General features: G+C 71.3%; 14 protein-coding genes. 9 read left to right on the plus strand and 5 right to left on the minus strand.

Annotation, left to right across the window (positions count from 1 at the left end; translation table 11 throughout):
• Nucleotides 1-307 precede the first annotated feature (307 nt).
• Both ACG83_RS06435 and ACG83_RS06440 read left to right on the plus strand, forming a co-directional pair.
• Complete coding sequence (locus ACG83_RS06435) at nucleotides 308-4,060, plus strand: multifunctional oxoglutarate decarboxylase/oxoglutarate dehydrogenase thiamine pyrophosphate-binding subunit/dihydrolipoyllysine-residue succinyltransferase subunit (protein ID WP_054565113.1); 3,753 nt, start codon at nucleotides 308-310, stop codon at nucleotides 4,058-4,060.
• Nucleotides 4,061-4,355: 295 nt separating this feature from the next.
• Nucleotides 4,356-4,535 carry a DUF6104 family protein gene (locus tag ACG83_RS06440; protein WP_054565114.1) on the plus strand — a complete coding sequence of 60 codons (180 nt, stop codon included), beginning with the start codon at nucleotides 4,356-4,358 and terminating at the stop codon, nucleotides 4,533-4,535.
• 49 nt (nucleotides 4,536-4,584) lie between these two features.
• On the opposite strand, the gene ACG83_RS06445 is transcribed toward ACG83_RS06440, so the two are convergent.
• Nucleotides 4,585-5,559 carry a quinone oxidoreductase gene (locus ACG83_RS06445; RefSeq protein WP_054565115.1) on the minus strand — a complete coding sequence of 325 codons (975 nt, stop codon included), beginning with the start codon at nucleotides 5,557-5,559 and terminating at the stop codon, nucleotides 4,585-4,587.
• Between the two features lie 297 nt (nucleotides 5,560-5,856).
• Here ACG83_RS06445 and ACG83_RS46500 point away from each other — a divergent pair, with 297 nt between their 5' ends.
• Nucleotides 5,857-6,000: a hypothetical protein gene (locus ACG83_RS46500; RefSeq protein WP_193209816.1), complete on the plus strand. Its 144-nt coding sequence runs from the start codon at nucleotides 5,857-5,859 to the stop codon at nucleotides 5,998-6,000.
• Between the two features lie 199 nt (nucleotides 6,001-6,199).
• Here ACG83_RS46500 and ACG83_RS06455 read toward each other — a convergent pair whose 3' ends face one another.
• Nucleotides 6,200-7,474 (minus strand): NADP-dependent malic enzyme, encoded by a 1,275-nt coding sequence (locus ACG83_RS06455; RefSeq protein ID WP_054565117.1) that lies wholly within the window; start codon nucleotides 7,472-7,474, stop codon nucleotides 6,200-6,202.
• A 1,235-nt stretch (nucleotides 7,475-8,709) separates the two neighbouring features.
• On the opposite strand from ACG83_RS06455, the gene ACG83_RS06460 reads away from it, so the two are divergent.
• On the plus strand, nucleotides 8,710-9,333 hold the full coding sequence (locus tag ACG83_RS06460) for a dTDP-4-dehydrorhamnose 3,5-epimerase family protein (protein WP_054565118.1): 624 nt from the start codon (nucleotides 8,710-8,712) through the stop codon (nucleotides 9,331-9,333).
• A 187-nt stretch (nucleotides 9,334-9,520) separates the two neighbouring features.
• On the opposite strand, the gene ACG83_RS06465 is transcribed toward ACG83_RS06460, so the two are convergent.
• Nucleotides 9,521-9,907 carry a S24/S26 family peptidase gene (locus ACG83_RS06465; RefSeq protein WP_235497695.1) on the minus strand — a complete coding sequence of 129 codons (387 nt, stop codon included), beginning with the start codon at nucleotides 9,905-9,907 and terminating at the stop codon, nucleotides 9,521-9,523.
• 112 nt (nucleotides 9,908-10,019) lie between these two features.
• On the opposite strand from ACG83_RS06465, the gene sodN reads away from it, so the two are divergent.
• From sodN to ACG83_RS42060, 4 genes are all read left to right on the plus strand, one after another.
• Entirely contained in the window at nucleotides 10,020-10,418 is a 399-nt protein-coding gene (gene sodN / locus ACG83_RS06470; protein ID WP_054565120.1) for a superoxide dismutase, Ni, read from the plus strand.
• Nucleotides 10,419-10,597: 179 nt separating this feature from the next.
• Nucleotides 10,598-11,089: a GNAT family N-acetyltransferase gene (locus ACG83_RS06475; protein ID WP_054565121.1), complete on the plus strand. Its 492-nt coding sequence runs from the start codon at nucleotides 10,598-10,600 to the stop codon at nucleotides 11,087-11,089.
• 455 nt (nucleotides 11,090-11,544) lie between these two features.
• On the plus strand, nucleotides 11,545-12,081 hold the full coding sequence (locus tag ACG83_RS06485; protein WP_054565123.1) for an anti-sigma factor: 537 nt from the start codon (nucleotides 11,545-11,547) through the stop codon (nucleotides 12,079-12,081).
• Complete coding sequence (locus tag ACG83_RS42060; RefSeq protein ID WP_083473039.1) at nucleotides 12,078-13,253, plus strand: RNA polymerase sigma factor SigF; 1,176 nt, start codon at nucleotides 12,078-12,080, stop codon at nucleotides 13,251-13,253. Before ACG83_RS06485 ends, ACG83_RS42060 begins: the two co-directional genes overlap by 4 nt.
• 37 nt (nucleotides 13,254-13,290) lie before the next feature.
• Here the strand turns inward: ACG83_RS42060 and ACG83_RS06495 are convergent, their stop codons facing one another.
• Nucleotides 13,291-13,791 (minus strand): hypothetical protein, encoded by a 501-nt coding sequence (locus tag ACG83_RS06495; protein WP_054565124.1) that lies wholly within the window; start codon nucleotides 13,789-13,791, stop codon nucleotides 13,291-13,293.
• A gap of 121 nt (nucleotides 13,792-13,912) precedes the next feature.
• Between ACG83_RS06495 and ACG83_RS06500 the strand changes: the two genes are divergently transcribed.
• The gene (locus ACG83_RS06500) at nucleotides 13,913-14,908 is read left to right on the plus strand and encodes a diacylglycerol kinase family protein (RefSeq protein ID WP_054565125.1); all 996 of its coding nucleotides are present in this window, start codon (nucleotides 13,913-13,915) and stop codon (nucleotides 14,906-14,908) included.
• A gap of 7 nt (nucleotides 14,909-14,915) precedes the next feature.
• On the opposite strand, the gene ACG83_RS06505 is transcribed toward ACG83_RS06500, so the two are convergent.
• The gene (locus ACG83_RS06505; protein WP_083473041.1) at nucleotides 14,916-15,734 is read right to left on the minus strand and encodes a glycerophosphodiester phosphodiesterase; all 819 of its coding nucleotides are present in this window, start codon (nucleotides 15,732-15,734) and stop codon (nucleotides 14,916-14,918) included.
• Nucleotides 15,735-15,990: the final 256 nt, after the last annotated feature.

Here is a 15,990-nt window from a genome sequence, read left to right on the forward strand (position 1 = left end):
CCGGCACCAGGTACGAAACCACCTGTTGGGTCTTAATGTGACCTCACGCGCAGCGCCGTAGGCCGGCGGGGAATCGCGTGGACAACCCGTCTTTGCCAGCGGCACAGGCGAGATCACCATCGGGCCGAGCGAGTGGATCGTGGCGCCGGCAGGAGGCGATCAGCCCTGACACAACGGGACGAATGTGACGCGACGCCGGGGAGGGCAGCTTCGGGGTGTCCGTCCACAACGGGTAACCTGAGCAGACGGTAGCGAAGGGCCTGCGAACAGGCTGAGATGTACACCGTGGATAGAGGCGATTGGCTCCGTGACAGCACCGACGGTACCCGCGTCAGAACCTGACTTCGGCCCTAACGAGTGGCTGGTCTTCGAGATCTACCAGCAGTATCTCGAGGACCCGGAGAGCGTCTCCCCCGAATGGCGCGAGTTCCTCTCCGACTACCGCCCCGCGAACCCGGCTGCCGGGAACGCGCAGGCGAGCGGTGCCACCGCCCCCAGTCCCGCGTCAACGCCGACGCCTTCGACCCCCTCCGCTCCGGCTGCCACCGCGAGCGTGGCACCGGTCCCGGCCCCGGCGCCAGCGGTCCCGGCGGCTCCCGCGCCGGCGGCACCGGCCGCGGCGCCTGCCGCCGCGAGCACGGATGCGGTCGCGAAGCCGGCTTCCGCGCCGGCCAAGCCCGCGACCCCGGTCGCGGCCGGGGAGCGCACCCCGTTGCGCGGCGCGTCCGCCCGGGTGGTCTCCAACATGGAGACCTCGCTGCACGTCCCGACCGCGACGTCCGTGCGTGCGGTGCCGGCGAAGCTGCTGGCCGACAACCGCATCGTCATCAACCGGCACCTCGCGCGGTCCAGCGGCGGGAAGATCTCCTTCACCCATGTGATCGGCTACGCCATGGTGAAGGCCCTGATCGACCACCCGGCGATGAACGCGTCCTACGCCGAGATCGACGGCAAGCCGACGCTCGTCCAGCCGGAGCACATCAACCTCGGCCTCGCGATCGACCTGGTCACGCCCAAGGGGCGCCAGCTCGTCGTCGCCGCGGTGAAGAAGGCCGAGACCCTCGACTTCAGCCAGTTCTGGCTGGCGTATGAGGACCTCGTCCGCCGGGCCCGCACGAACAAGCTGACCATGGACGACTTCACCGGCGTCACGATCAGCCTGACCAACCCCGGCGGCATCGGGACGGTGCACTCCGTCCCGCGCCTCATGGAGGGCCAGGGCACGATCATCGGCGTCGGTGCCATGGAGTACCCGGCCGAGTTCCAGGGCGCCTCCGAGCAGACCCTGACGAAGCTCGCGATCTCCAAGATCATGACGCTGACCAGCACCTACGACCACCGGATCATCCAGGGCGCGCAGTCCGGCGAGTACCTGCGGCGCATCCACGAGCTGCTGCTGGGCGCCGACGGGTTCTACGACGAGATCTTCGCGTCGCTGCGGGTCCCCTACGTGCCGATCCGCTGGCTGCCCGACATCTCCGCCCACCACGAGGGCGACCTCGACCACGGCGCCCGGGTGATGGAGCTCATCCACGCCTACCGGGTGCGTGGTCACCTGATGGCCGACACGAACCCGCTCGAGTTCGCCATCCGCAGCCACCCCGACCTGGACATCATCGGCCACGGCCTGACCCTGTGGGACCTCGACCGCGAGTTCGCGGTGGGTGGCTTTGCCGGGCAGCGCACGATGCGGCTGCGGGACATCCTCGGCGTCCTGCGTGACTCCTACTGCCGTCGGGTCGGCATCGAGTACATGCACATCCAGGAGCCGGAGGAGCGCACCTGGATCCAGGCCCGCGTCGAGCGCTCCGCGGAGCGGCCCGACCCGGCCGAGCAGCTGTACGTCCTGGAGCGCCTCGGCGCCGCCGAGGCCTTCGAGTCGTTCCTGCAGACCAAGTACGTCGGCCAGCGCCGGTTCTCGCTCGAGGGCGCCGAGTCGACGATCCCGCTGCTGGACGAGATCCTCGGCCGGGCGGCGGAGGCCACGCTCGACGAGGTCGTCATCGGCATGGCGCACCGCGGGCGGCTCAACGTGCTCGCGAACATCGTCGGCAAGTCGTACCGGCAGATCTTCGACGAGTTCGAGGGCTACGTCGACCCGCAGACCGCGCACGGCTCGGGTGACGTCAAGTACCACCTGGGTGCCGACGGCGTCTACACCGACCAGGAGGGGCGCACCGTCCCCGTCTCGGTGGTCGCCAACCCGTCGCACCTCGAGGCGGTCGACGGCGTCCTCGAAGGTGTCGCCCGGGCGAAGCAGGACGTCCTGGACAAGGGCTTCGAAGGCTTCACGGTGCTGCCGGTGCTGATCCACGGTGACGCCGCGTTCGCCGGCCAGGGTGTGGTCGCCGAGACGCTGAACCTCTCCCAGCTGCGCGGCTACCGCACCGGTGGCACCGTGCACGTGGTCATCAACAACCAGGTCGGCTTCACCACCTCACCGACGTCCAGCCGCTCCTCGGTCTACGCGACCGACGTGGCGCGCATGGTGCAGGCGCCGATCTTCCACGTCAACGGGGACGACCCGGAGGCGTGCGTCCGGGTGGCGGCGCTGGCGTTCGCCTACCGGCAGGAGTTCAACAAGGACGTCGTCATCGACCTGGTCTGCTACCGCCGGCGGGGTCACAACGAGATGGACGAGCCGTCCTTCACCCAGCCGCTGATGTACGACACGATCGCTTCCAAGCGGTCGGTGCGCAAGGTCTACACCGAGGCCTTGATCGGCCGTGGGGACATCACCCGCGACGAGGCCGAGCTGGCGATGAAGAGCTACCGGGCCGAGCTGGAGAAGGCGTTCGCCGAGACCAGGGAGACCACGACCCGGCCCACGCCGCAGCCGCGGATCGTCACCACCCCGGCCGAGGCCGCCGCAGCCGCCGCGGTCACCACCGCGGTGCCGCTGGAGATCGTCAAGAAGATCGTCGACACCCAGGTCAACCTGCCGGACGGCTTCGTGATGCACCCGCGCCTGCGGCCGCAGATCGAACGCCGCCCGCAGATGGTCGAGACCGGGGCCATCGACTGGGCGCTCGCCGAGATGATCGCGTTCGGCAGCCTGCTGCTGGGCGGCACCTCGGTGCGGCTCACCGGCCAGGACAGCCGCCGCGGCACCTTCGGCCAGCGGCACTCCGTGCTGGTCGACCGCTACACCGCGGAGGACCACACGCCGCTGCGCACCCTACGCAACGACGACGGCTCCCGGGTCGGCACCTTCTACACCTACGACTCGCTGCTCTCCGAGTTCGCCGCGATGGGCTTCGAGTACGGCTACTCGGTGGCCCGGGACGACACCCTGGTGCTGTGGGAGGCGCAGTTCGGCGACTTCGCCAACGGCGCACAGTCGATCATCGACGAGTTCATCTCGGCCGGTGAGGCGAAGTGGGGCCAGCGTTCCTCGCTGACCCTGCTGCTGCCGCACGGGTACGAGGGCCAGGGGCCGGACCACTCCTCGGCCCGTATCGAGCGGTTCCTCTCGCTGTGCGCCGACGGCAACATGACCGTCTCCGCCCCGTCCAGCCCGGCCAGCTACTTCCACCTGCTGCGCCGGCAGGCGCTGTCACCGGTGCGCCGGCCGCTGATCGTCTTCACGCCGAAGTCGATGCTGCGGCTGAAGGCCGCCGCCTGCACCGTCGAGGAGCTCACCGGCGGCGCCTGGCAGCCGATCATCGACGACGCCTCGGTCAGCGACCCGGCCAGCGTGCGGCGGGTGCTGCTGTCGGCCGGCAAGGTCTACTACGACCTCGCCGCCGCCAAGGAGAAGCGCAACGACGCCCAGCGCTTCGCCCTGCTGCGCGTCGAGCAGCTCTACCCGACCCCCGGGCCGGAGCTCGCCGCGCTGCTGAGCCGGTACCCGAACCTGACCGACCTCGTCTGGGTCCAGGAGGAGCCGGCGAACCAGGGCGCCTACCCGCACATGGCGCTGAACCTGCCCGAGTCGCTGCCCGAGGGCCTGCGGCTGCGGCGGGTCTCGCGGCGGGCCTCGGCCGCCCCGGCCTCCGGCTCGTCCCGGGTGCACGAGCGGGAGCAGGCAGCTCTCGTCGAGGCGGCCTTCAGCGACTGACGCCTGACCGTGCCACTGCGGCCGCCTGGCGCCAGGCGGCCGCAGTGCACGATCGGCGCGGCTCCGACCCGCCAGCCTGCTGCGGGCCGCAGCACCTGAGCTGGTCCGCAGTAGGCGACCGGGCGGCTACATAGCAGCAAGCGTACGCACAGCGACGCATAGCAGGACACGCGACGACAGCGGCCCAAGCCGGCGGTGGGCCGAGCCCTGACTGCCACGGGCCCGGCCCACCGCCGGATCTCGTTTCGCGACCTTGCACGCCTGCGCGACTCGTACGACCCGATACCGTCCAGGCATGTACTTCACCGACCGTGGCATCGAGGAGCTCGCCAACCGGCGCGGCGAGGAGTCGGTGTCCTTCGAATGGCTCGCCGACGCGCTGCGCACCTTCGTCGACCTGCACCCACAGTTCGAGGACGCCGTCGAACAGCTCGCGACCTGGCTCGCCCGGCCCGACGACGACCCCGACCTCTAGCGCCGCACCCGCGCAACGCCCGCCGCACCGCTCCCCGGAGAACCCGGCCTTAGACGGTGAGGACGAGCTTGCCGAACACCTCACCCTGGGCGAGACGTTCGAACGAGGCTCGCGCGTCCGCGAGCGGGCGGACGTCGTCGACCAGCGGGCGGGTGCCGGTTCGGTCCAGGAGGCTCACCAGGTCGGCCAGCTCACCGCGGGTGCCCATCGTCGAGCCGACGACCGAGAGCTGGAGAAAGAAGATCCGGTTCAGCTCCGCCGGCGGGTTCGGCCCGCTGGTCGCCCCGGAGCAGACGATCCGGCCGCCCGGGCGCAGCGAACGCACCGAATGCGACCAGGTGGCGGCACCGACCGTCTCGATCACCGCGTCGACGCGGGCCGGCAGGCGCTCCCCCGTCGCGACCGCGAGGTCGGCGCCCAGATCGAGCGCACGACGACGCTTCGCCTCGTCCCGCGAGGTGACGAAGACGGTGTGCCCGACCGCCTTACCGATCATCAGGGCCGCCGTCGCCACCCCGCCGCCGGCCCCCTGGACCAGCATCGTGCCACCGCCGCTCGCGGGCAGGCCCGAGCGGCTGACCACCATGCGGTAGGCGGTCAGCCAGGCGGTCGGCAGGCAGGCCGCCTCCTCCCACGACAGCGACGCCGGTTTCGGCACGAGATTCGGCCGTGGGACGGCCACCTGCTCGGCCAGTGTTCCCGGATGCAGCTCGGAAAGCAGCGTCCGGGACGGGTCCAGGGTCTCGTCGCCACCGCCCCGGGCCGGGTCGCCGATGACCGCGTGGACGATGACGTCCGCACCGTCGGCGCTGACCCCGGCGGCATCGCAGCCCAGGATCATCGGCAGCCGCTCGGCGGGCAGGCCCACACCGCGCAGGCTGAAAAGATCGTGATGGTTGAGCGCGGCGGCCCGCACCGAGACCGTGGTCCAGCCCTCCGGGACCACCGGCGCGGGCTGATCACCGACGCGCAGGCCTGAGAGCGGGTCGTCCGGGTTGATCGCGACTGCGGCAGCGGCAAGCACGAGCCCGACCCTATTGCGCCGGTGACGCCTGGCGCTCGGACGCTCCGTGCCCTCTCGGTGCCTCGGAGTTCGTCCGGGTTCGGGTGGCTTCAACCCGCACCCGACGAGCCTCTGCGCAGCCCGGCGGCCCGTGACCGCACGATCCAAAGGCCCCGGCCGTCGCGCCGACCCCGCGGATGTGTTGAACTCAGTCCCGTGGCAACACAGGGAGGAACGCCGGCTGCGGTCGGCCGTGACGGGGGCGGTCGCCGATTCGGCTGGCGTCGGCGTCGGCCGGTGCCGGCCCCCGAGCCGCCGATGACGCTCGCGACCGACGGCGACCCGATCATCATCGTCCCGTCGGCGGATTTTGTGTGCTGCTCCTACAAGGGCTGCGGCGCGCTGCGTCCGCTGGCCGAGGTGAACGAGAACCGGCCCTGTCTGGGCTGCGGCCGGGTCTGACCGTTCCAGGCAGGGTCGCGGGCCCGTCTCGGCTGGGCCTGTGGGCCGGCCAGCGGCCCCGGCAGGAGCCCGCCGAACAGGCGCCGCCCCGGCAGGAGCCTGCGAGCAGGCGCCCTGACAGGGGCCTGGGAGCTGGCCGGAGACGACGATGGCCGCCGAGGGTGGGAAACCCTCGGCGGCCATCCTCAGGCGCGCCTGATCAGCGGCGCGCGACTCCGTCGGCACGGGCCGCTTCGGCCACCGCCGCCGAGACGGCGGGGGCGACCCGCGCGTCGAAGACGCTCGGGATGATGTTGTCCTCGCTGAGCTCGTCCGCGATCACGTCGGCGAGCGCCCGGGCGGCCGCCAGCTTCATGCCCTCGGTGACCCGGCTCGCGCGGACATCCAGCGCACCGCGGAAAACACCGGGGAACGCCAGGACGTTGTTGATCTGGTTGGGGTAGTCGCTGCGACCGGTCGCGACGATGCGGGCGTACTTGTGCGCGACCTCGGGGTCGATCTCGGGGTCGGGGTTCGCCATCGCGAAGATGATCGCCTCCGGCGCCATCGTCGCCACGACCTCCTCGGGCACCTTGCCGGCGGAGAGGCCGAGGTAGACGTCCGCGCCGGCGAGGGCCTCGTTGATCGAGCCCTGCTTGCCGGCCTTGTTCGTGTCCGCGGCGAGCGCGGCCTTGATCGGCGTCAGGCCATCGCGGCCGGCGTAGATCATGCCGCGGCTGTCGCCGACGGCGATGTCACCGATCCCTGCCGCGAGCAGGATGCGGGTCACGGCGATCCCGGCGGCGCCCGCCCCCGACACCACGGCCCGCAGGTCCGAGAGGTTCCGGCCGGTGAGCCGCGCGGCGTTCTCCAGCGCGGCGAGCGCCACGATCGCGGTGCCGTGCTGGTCGTCATGGAAGACGGGGATGTCGACACGCTCCTGGAGCAGCGCCTCGATCTCGAAGCAGCGCGGCGCCGAGATGTCCTCCAGGTTGACACCGCCGAAGCCCGGGGCGAGCCTCGCGACGGTGGCGACGATCTCCTCGACGTCGGTGCAGTCGAGGCAGATCGGCACCGCGTCCACGCCGCCGAAGTGCTTGAACAGCGCGGCCTTGCCCTCCATGACCGGCAGCGCCGCGGCAGGCCCGATGTCGCCGAGGCCGAGCACCGCGGTTCCGTCGGTCACAACGGCGACCGTGTTGGCGCGCCAGGTGTAATCGTCAGCCAGTGCCGGCGCCTCGGCGATCGCCATGCACACCCTGGCCACGCCCGGCGTGTAGGCGAGGGAGAGGTCTTCACGGTTGTTCAGCGGCGCGGTCAGGCCGATCCCGATCTTTCCGCCACGGTGCAGCGCGAAGGCGGGATCGTCGTCGGAGGGGCGCGGGCTCGGCCCGTCGAAGCCCGGCGACACTGCCGGCGACTGCGGCGAGGCCGCGCCCTGGACCGGGGCGGCGATGGACTGGTCGAGGGTCGTGTGGTCGGTCGTTGCGGTCACGAAAGGGGCTCCTCGGACAAGCCACGGCGGTACCGTCCGGCGAACGGTGTCACTGCCCGGACGTGGCTAGGACGTTCCCGGGACCCCGGCGAAGATCACGCGTTCGCGGGGCGGCGGGCCTTGCGCTGTCGCCTCGGCGTGTGAGGCGGCTGGTTGTGCCACATGTCTGCGGCGGGGGTGGCCCGGCGCAGCTTCCAATATGGCACGTGCAGCGCCCCGAGCCCGGCTGTCTGGTTCGCCACTGACCGGCCGCGGATGTCTCCTGCGCGAAACCGACAGACGGGAACCGAGGCCACCGACGTAGCGTGCTCGTGACATGACTGTGCTTGTAGGCGTCTCGGGCGGCCCGCGACACCGTCGCGCGCCGCGGCGACAGGCCGCCCGGCGGCGGTACCTGTCGCCCATCCGACTCGATTCGGGCCGGTCACGAGCGTCACAACCGCCACCGGTCCGGCACACCCGGCGCGGTGGCGGCGCCGCCGCCGGCCTTCGCGGCGCCGCCGCGAGCATCGTCCGGCGGGCCGGGGAACACGTCGTCTGATCACGATGGAACCGTGAGACGGACATCACGGCGCAGGTCACGAATCACCTCATGCCCTGAACCAATCGCGATGTCCGGAACCATGTCTGGAACCCGCCTCGATGCCCAGATGCAGCGGCGATGCCCGGAACCGGTCGTGGCTGCGCCCGCGCCGGGTTCCGGAGGCCGCTCCGCCGGGTCCCGGAGGCCACCGCACCAGATTCCGGAGGCCACCACACCGGGCCCGGCAACCGACCGGGTCGCCGGGAGAGACCGCGCCGCGGCCGCGCGCCTTCCCCGCCGCCAGGCCTCCCGGCACCCATGTCATCCGGGTTTCCCAATCGGGCCGAAAGCCCGGGCGCATCGGCGGGGCTGATTCCGGTGCGTTTCCTGCTTGTTTCCCGTCGAGATCAGCCCAATGATCACGGGTTCGCGACACACGCAGCACAGATGAATCGTGAGACGATTCACGCCCGCACAAATGTTGTTCGTCCGTGGATTGGTGGAGTGCGGGAGGCGACACAAAGAGGATCTAGGAACAGGTCCAGCGTCAACACCGTAACCCCCCGTACGGCACGGCGACATATTTCGGGAGATCCCCGACAACCCGCCGTCGAGATGATAACCAAAGGTGTCATCTCGTTCACCCAGAGCACGCCTTCCCGGACGAGCCTCACGAGGAATCGGCGAGCTAAACCTAGTAGCGTATGTTCTCGTGGAGGTCACCGAGCTGCCGATAGCCGATACCTGGTTGTTCACCCCGCGCAAGCACTCCGACCCTCGCGGGACATTCCTCGAATGGTTCCGCACCGACACGCTGGAATCAGTGGCCGGGCACCGTCTCGAACTCGCCCAGGCGAACGCGAGCGTCAGCCGCGCGGGAACTCTGCGCGGAGTGCACTATGCCCAGGTGCCGCCCAGCCAGGCAAAGTACGTGACCTGCGTGAGTGGTCGCGTTCTGGACTGTGTGGTCGACATACGGCTCGGCTCGCCGACCTTCGGCGCGCACGCGGCCGTCATCCTCGACGACGTCGACCGTCGCGGGCTGTACATCGCGGAAGGCCTGGGGCATGCCTTCATGGCCCTCACCGACAACGCGGTGATCACCTATCTGTGCTCGGCCCCCTACACGCCGGCCCGTGAGTACGGGATCAACCCGCTCGACCCCGACCTCGACCTGCCCTGGCCACCCGACATCACGCCGCTGCTGTCCGAGAAGGACGTCGCGGCGCCGAGCCTGTCGCAGGCCGCCGCCGCCGGAATCCTTCCCGACTACGCCGACTGCAGGGCCTTCTACGAATCGCTGCGACCGCTCGGCAGCGGCGTCGGCCGCGGCTGAACCAGCCGCGCGCCCGGCCGGCAGGCCATCTCCGCGGCCCCAGAACGGCTCCGGCGGCCCCGGCGGCTCCGACCTGCCCCACCACCGGCAGCCCCGCACCACGGCCGTGGCCGCGCTCCGACGTGGCCGCGCTATGTACGACCGTGGCCGTACGAAGACAGGGGCCGCACGAAGGACAGGGGCCGTATCAGGGCGCGGGCCGCACGCGGCGACGACGCAGCGGACGCGGCCGCGGCCAGTACCGGGCGACCACCCGGCCCAGGATGTCGGTCGCCGCGACCATGCCGAACGTCACGCTGTCGGTTCCGACCCCCACGTTGTCCGAACGCAGCCACCATGAACCGTCCGGGTCCGCGAACTCGGCCCGTTTGATTCCGAGTCCTCGTTCCGGCAACCGGGCGACCACCACGTCTCCCGGCCTGGGTGGCGCTCCCCACAACACGAGGCACGCATCGCCATCGCGCAGTGTCGGACGCATGGACTCGCCGCGAACGGACACCGCCCGCAGAGAAATGCTCGGCCTCACAGGGGTAGGTTGCCAGAAGGCGGAAATCCGGGCCCGCGAGCTGCACATCCGCGGCCCGGATCCCGCGATCGCACCCACCCGGGCCGGCCTGTCCCGCCGTACGGAGGACACGGCCGCCCTGGGGCGACCTGAGACCCGAGGCGTAAAGAGAGGAAGCGGAATGAGCCTGCTCAAGCCCGCCATCAGCGTCAACGCCCACTGCGACCTGCCCTGCGGCGTCTACGACCCCGCGCAGGCGAAGGTCGAGGCCCAGTCGGTCAAGGCCATCCAGGAGAAGTACCAGGGCAACACCGACCCCGAGTTCCGGGCCCGCGCGCTGGCCATCAAGGAGGAGCGCGCGGAGCTCGTCAAGCACCACCTCTGGGTGCTCTGGACCGACTACTTCAAGCCGAACCACATCGAGAAGTACCCGCAGCTGCACGAACTGTTCTGGAAGGCCACGAAGGCCGCCGGCGCCGCCGGTGCGAAGGGCTCGGTCGACCCGGCCCAGGGCCAGCAGCTTCTGGACCTGATCGACGAGATCTCGACGATCTTCTGGGAGACGAAGGCCGCCGCCTGACGGTCACCCGACCAGCACGACGGACGTCCCCGCCGGAGGCGCACAGCGCCACCTGGTGGGGACGTCCCACGTCAGGGCCCTTTCGGCGGACCTCGCCCACCCGCCCAGCGCCGTGCCTGCCACCGGCCGCCGCCACCTGGCACCGCCTGACGCCACCTGACGCCACCTTCGGAGCCGACATGATCAGAGCAGCGCAGCACACGGACGTCGCTGCCGTTCTGGCCCTGGTCCATGGCCTCGCCGCCTACGAGCGGGAACCGGACGCCGTGTCGATGACCGCCGAGGATCTCGTCACCGCGCTGTTCGGTGACCCGCCCGCGGCGTACTGCCTGGTCGCCCTCGACGCCGGCACGGTCGTCGGGTGCGCGCTGTGGCACCCGACCTTCTCGACCTGGACCGGCAAGGCCGGCATGTACCTGATCGACCTGTTCGTACGGCCCGAGCACCGCCGCCACGGGCACGGCCGGGCCCTGCTCGCGGAACTGGCCCAGCTCTGCGTCCAGCACGGGTACCAGCGCCTCGAATGGGCTGTGCTGGACTGGAACACCCCCGCGCACGTCTTCTACCGGTCGGTGGGGGCGGCACCCACCTCCGAGTGGACCACCTGGCGCCTGGATGCCACCGCGATCACCGCGCTGGCCGGCCCGCGCCAGTCCCCCGATATCGGCTGACGTGCCCTTTCGCCGGCCGCGCCGGACTCGTCCTGGGCTCGCACCCGTATCACCCCGGCTGGCCGCCCATCCACGCTGACCTGTCAGCCGGCCGGCATCCGGCCGAGCCGCGCGATGAATTCCCAGTTGACCGAGTATGAATCGGCCATCCGCGACCAGTCGGACCCCAGGCGGCGCGTTCTGATCACCCGACCTGCGACACCCCAGGGAGGCTGGGTACGGTGGTGAACCACGGGAGGCCGCGCCAGGTGTTCCTCCCGGGCAGAACCATCAGCAGGACCATCATCGGAGTACCGCCCCGCGGAACGGGGCATGGGTCAGCACCGGAGTGTCGTCCGGAAACGGACACGGCGCCCCGGATGACATGACTGGTCGCGGCGACGGCGCCCGGCACGACGACATACATCATCGACGAGGACCTTCCTCGCACGACCCGGGCTCTTGGGGGTAGGAACGTGAATCCGACGCCTTCTACCGGCGGCGCGGAGAACTCCGACGGCATCTCGGGCGAAGCCACCCACGAGGGCGGCCCGCACGACGTCGTCCAGCTCACCCTGCCCGCCGCGAGCGCCTATCTGACCGTCCTGCGGACGGCCACGGCGTCCCTCGCGGCCCGCTTGGACTTCACTCTCGACGACATCGAGGATCTTCGTATCGCGGTGGACGAGGCCTGCGCACTGCTGCTCGTCTCCGCCGTTCCCGGTTCGTCGCTGGAATGCAGATTCGCCCTGGAACCTGGCGTTATGAAGGTCCTGGTCACAGTCGAAAGCCTGGACGGCGAGCCGCCGTCCAGGGAGACGTTCGCCTGGACGGTCCTGACCGCGCTGGCCGGTGACGTCTCCAGCTCGACGGGCCCGGGTTCCCGGGTCAGCATTGCCCTTCAGAAGCGTCGCGGCGTCCGGGCCGACCTGGGTGAGCCCCCGGCCGGGCACGTACGCGGCTCAGGCGCGGCCTCCGCAGCGGCCCTCGGCGACACGGTAGGCACGTTGTGACTTCAGCCGGCAGAACACCCACCACACCTCGATCAGCGCCCGCGGGCCACGCGGGCGGCCTCGACTCCGCGGGCGCGGGCGACCCCGTCACCGCGATCAGCCAGCGCAGCGCCGACGACGTCGCCGGCGTGACCGCGCTGTCCGGGGCTGGAACCGACCGCGGCGGCCTCGGCCACGCCGAGCCAACCGTCGGCCCACGCTCCGAGCGCGGGTCCGCGGCGGGCGGGCCACCCGCCTCGTCCGCATCGACGGCCTCGGCCCTGGGCGAGCAGGCCAATCCGGACGATGCCGTCGACGCGGCCGGGCCAGCCGGCCCGGGCGAACCCGGTTCAACCCGGTCGGATGCCGAACCGGGTTCGGACCCGGACTCGGACCCGGAGGGAGCCGACAGCTCCGAGCGGTCCGGCAGCACCTCGCCGGACCGGGTCCGGGCCCGCCTCCTGTTCGCCCGCCTGGTCTCCCTGCCCGAGGGCGACCCCGAGCGGGCGGCGCTGCGCGACCAGCTCGTCCGCATGCACCTTCCGCTGGTCGAATACCTCGCTCGTCGGTTCCGAAACCGCGGCGAGCCGCTCGACGACCTGGTGCAGGTCGCGACGATCGGCCTCATCAAGTCGGTGGACCGGTTCGATCCGGAGCGTGGCGTCGAGTTCTCGACCTACGCGACACCGACGATCGTCGGTGAGATCAAGCGGCACTTCCGGGACAAGGGCTGGGCCATCCGGGTTCCGCGCCGGCTCCAGGAGCTGAAGCTCTCGCTGACGAAGGCGACCTCCGAGCTGTCCCAGTCGCTCGGACGGTCGCCGACCGTCAGCGAGATCGCCCGCCATCTGGAGATGACCGAGGAGGAGGTGCTCGAGGGCCTGGAGTCCGCGAACGCCTACTCCGCGGTCTCGCTCGACGCCCCGGACTCCGGCGACGACGAGGCCCCGGCGGTCGCCGACACGCTCGGGGTGCAGGACGAGTCCCTGGAGGGCGTGGAGTACCGCGAGTCCCTCAAGCCGCTCCTGGAGAAGCTGCCGCCGCGCGAGAAGCGCATCCTGCTGCTCCGCTTCTTCGGCAACATGACGCAGTCGCAGATCGCGAACGAGCTCGGGATCTCGCAGATGCACGTGTCCCGGCTGCTTGCCCGCACCCTGGCCCAGCTGCGCCGCGGGCTGCTGGAGGACGGCTGATCCTCGGGCGCCGGCCGACCCCCGGGCCCGGGTCGGCTCAGGTCGACGTCCGTCTGGGCGCCCGCTGGCCACCGTCGGGCTGATGGGCGGCCGGCTGATCGGCGTCATCGCCCGACCGGAAGTACCCGCCGCCAAGCCCCAGGGCGATGACGATGGTGATCGGCACCGCCACCAGCGGCACGCCGTAGCCGTACAGGCCGCCCTGGAGCAGCCCCCAGGCAACAGGAAGACACAGGATCTGGGTCACGAGAGCCGGGGTCCGGAACCCCTCCCGGCCTCGGAACACTCCCCACGTGACGAGACCGAGGCAGGCCGCGCCCACCAGCGCCAGCAGCCCGCCGGTCTCCGCCCGCCCGACATCGTCGATGTCGGACCCGAAGCCACGAACCACCAGCAGCACGCCCAGGCCGGCCAGAACCGCCGTCTCGATGCCCAGCAACGCCCCTGCCACAAGCACTGGCCGCGGCCTCGCGCGCACCTGCGCCGCCGGCTCCGGCCCACGGCCGGACTCCCCCACGGCGCCACGGTTGGTACCCATCCGCCAAGATTACGTGCCGGACAGCGCCACACCCGGGCGCTGCGTCACGGCCGTCGGACGCACGGTGTGAGAGTTTTCCCTCCCCACTGCCCCGAATGTTTGCGCAGGCTACCGTATTCGTATGCACGGGCTGCTGGTCGTCAATCCGGTCGCGACCACGACCACCGAGCGGGTCCGAGACGTGCTCGCCACCGCTCTGACCGCGGACGTCGCCCTGGAGACGGTCGTCACCAAGGGGCGCGGCCACGGCGTCGAGCTCGGTGTCCACGCCCGCGAGCTGGGCGTCGACGTGGTGATCGTGCTCGGTGGCGACGGAACCGTCAACGAGGTCGTCAACGGCCTGGTCAGCAGCGGCCCGGCGAGCGACGGCCCCGCACTCGCCGTGGTGCCCGGCGGCAGCACCAACGTGTTCGCGCGCGCCCTCGGGTACTCCCCGTCCCCCGTCGAGGCGACCGGCGAGCTGCTCGCCGCGCTGCGCGAAGGCCGTTCCCGCGACGTCAGCGTCGGGCTGGCCCACTACGGCGACCAGCAGCGCTACTTCGCCTTCTGCCTGGGCATGGGCCTGGACGCCGATGTGGTGGCCGCGGTCGAACGCCGTCGCCAGAAGGGGCGCCGCAGCACGCCCGGGCTGTTCCTGCGCTGCGCAATCGCCGAGATGGTGAAGCGGACCGGGCGCTCCGGCCCGACCATCAAGGTCACGACGGCAGCCACCCCGGCCGAGGGCGCCACACCGGCCGAGGGGGCCGCGGCGGCCGAGGGCACGGCGGACGACGCCGCTCCCGCCGAGGTGTCGCTGGCGATCGTGTGCAACACCCGGCCCTGGACCTACCTGAACGACCAGCCGGTAGCCGCGTGCCCCCAGGCGTCCTTCGACACCGGCCTGGACCTGGTGGGCCTGCGGCGGGCCCGGCTGACCAGCGTGGTACGCACCGGCCTGCAGATGCTCGGCGACAATCCCGATCCGCGCGGGCGCAACGTCGTCAGGCTCCATGACGCGTCATCCATCACGCTGGACGCTGACCGCCCGGTCACGGTGCAGATGGACGGCGAGGTACTCGGGCTCTTCGAGTCCGTGGAGCTCGCCAACGAGGCGAGCGCGCTGCGGGTGATCGCCTGACGCGCGCTCAGCGCGCGTCCTTCCCCCCGTCGGCCCCGCTGCCGTGGGGCCCGCTGCCTTCGGCTCCGTTGCCATCAGGCCGACCGCCGGTCGGTTCTCCTCGCCCGAGCGCACGGCGGATGGCGGTCGGGTCGTCGCAGATGATGGCGTCGACTCCGGCGTCCTGAAGCTCCAGCGCGGCCGCAGGGTCGGTGACGGTCCAGGTGACCAGCCGAATGCCGGCCCGACGCGCCCGCGTCACGGCGTCCGGCGCACGGCGCACGGCGGACAGGTGCGCGTGCAGCTCCGCGTGGCCGGCCGCGCGGACGTAGGCGATCCCGCCGCTGACCGACATGCGCGGCATTGTCAGAAACGCGGTCCCGACACCGATCCCGGCGTCCCGGACCGCCTCGATCGCGAACCAGTCGAAGGACGACACCGTGATCCCCGCCGCCGTGGCATCAGCGTGGCCGTCGCCCCTGGCGCGCAGGAGCTCGATCAGCGCCTGGGCCGTCCGCTCCCGCGGCGCGTCGAAGTCCGGCTGGCCCGGCTGGTTCTTGATCTCCAGAATGAGCCGCCCGCGGCCGCCCCAGGCGTCGAGCATCTCGGTGAGCGCGGGGATGCCCTGACTGGCCAGCTCCCGCGTCGACCGGCGAATGACCGCACGCCCACCGAGGCCGCCCACACGCGGCAGCCGAGCGTCGTGCACGCACACCAGGTCGCCGTCGGCGCTGCGGCGGACGTCCAGCTCGACTCCGTCCGCACCGGCTCGTAACGCGGCATCCACGGCCTCGACCGTGTTCTCCGGGCCGGGCGACCGGCTGCCACGATGCCCCAGAACCTCCATCGCTCCATCCTGCACGGAGGCACCCGCGATCGGTAGCCGGCGGCACGCCGGGCTGCCACGGCCCGCCTCAGGGCGCCGGTGACCTCGATCTCAGTGGGCGCCGGCAGCGTGCCCAGGCGTGGACGTGGTTCGGGGCGCAGACGTCTTGCACGGGCGGCGTATGCACGGCGAGAATCAACACCAAAGCGACAGCCTAGCACAGAATGACCAAGCGTCATGGTCCGCATTCACAAGATCAGCTAGCCTGGCAGCGACG

The organism is Frankia sp. R43 (assembly GCF_001306465.1).
Taxonomy (GTDB): domain Bacteria; phylum Actinomycetota; class Actinomycetes; order Frankiales; family Frankiaceae; genus Parafrankia; species Parafrankia irregularis.

Excerpts from the sequence above, each read along its gene's own strand:
- ACG83_RS06505 (WP_083473041.1), bottom strand. The coding sequence starts at position 15,734 with ATGGAGGTTCTGGGGCATCGTGGCAGCCGGTCGCCCGGCCCGGAGAAC.
- sodN (WP_054565120.1), top strand. The coding sequence starts at position 10,020 with ATGAGCCTGCTCAAGCCCGCCATCAGCGTCAACGCCCACTGCGACCTG.
- ACG83_RS06495 (WP_054565124.1), bottom strand. The coding sequence starts at position 13,791 with ATGGGTACCAACCGTGGCGCCGTGGGGGAGTCCGGCCGTGGGCCGGAG.
- ACG83_RS06500 (WP_054565125.1), top strand. The coding sequence starts at position 13,913 with ATGCACGGGCTGCTGGTCGTCAATCCGGTCGCGACCACGACCACCGAG.
- ACG83_RS46500 (WP_193209816.1), top strand. The coding sequence starts at position 5,857 with ATGACGCTCGCGACCGACGGCGACCCGATCATCATCGTCCCGTCGGCG.
- ACG83_RS06440 (WP_054565114.1), top strand. The coding sequence starts at position 4,356 with ATGTACTTCACCGACCGTGGCATCGAGGAGCTCGCCAACCGGCGCGGC.
- ACG83_RS06465 (WP_235497695.1), bottom strand. The coding sequence starts at position 9,907 with ATGTGCAGCTCGCGGGCCCGGATTTCCGCCTTCTGGCAACCTACCCCT.
- ACG83_RS06475 (WP_054565121.1), top strand. The coding sequence starts at position 10,598 with ATGATCAGAGCAGCGCAGCACACGGACGTCGCTGCCGTTCTGGCCCTG.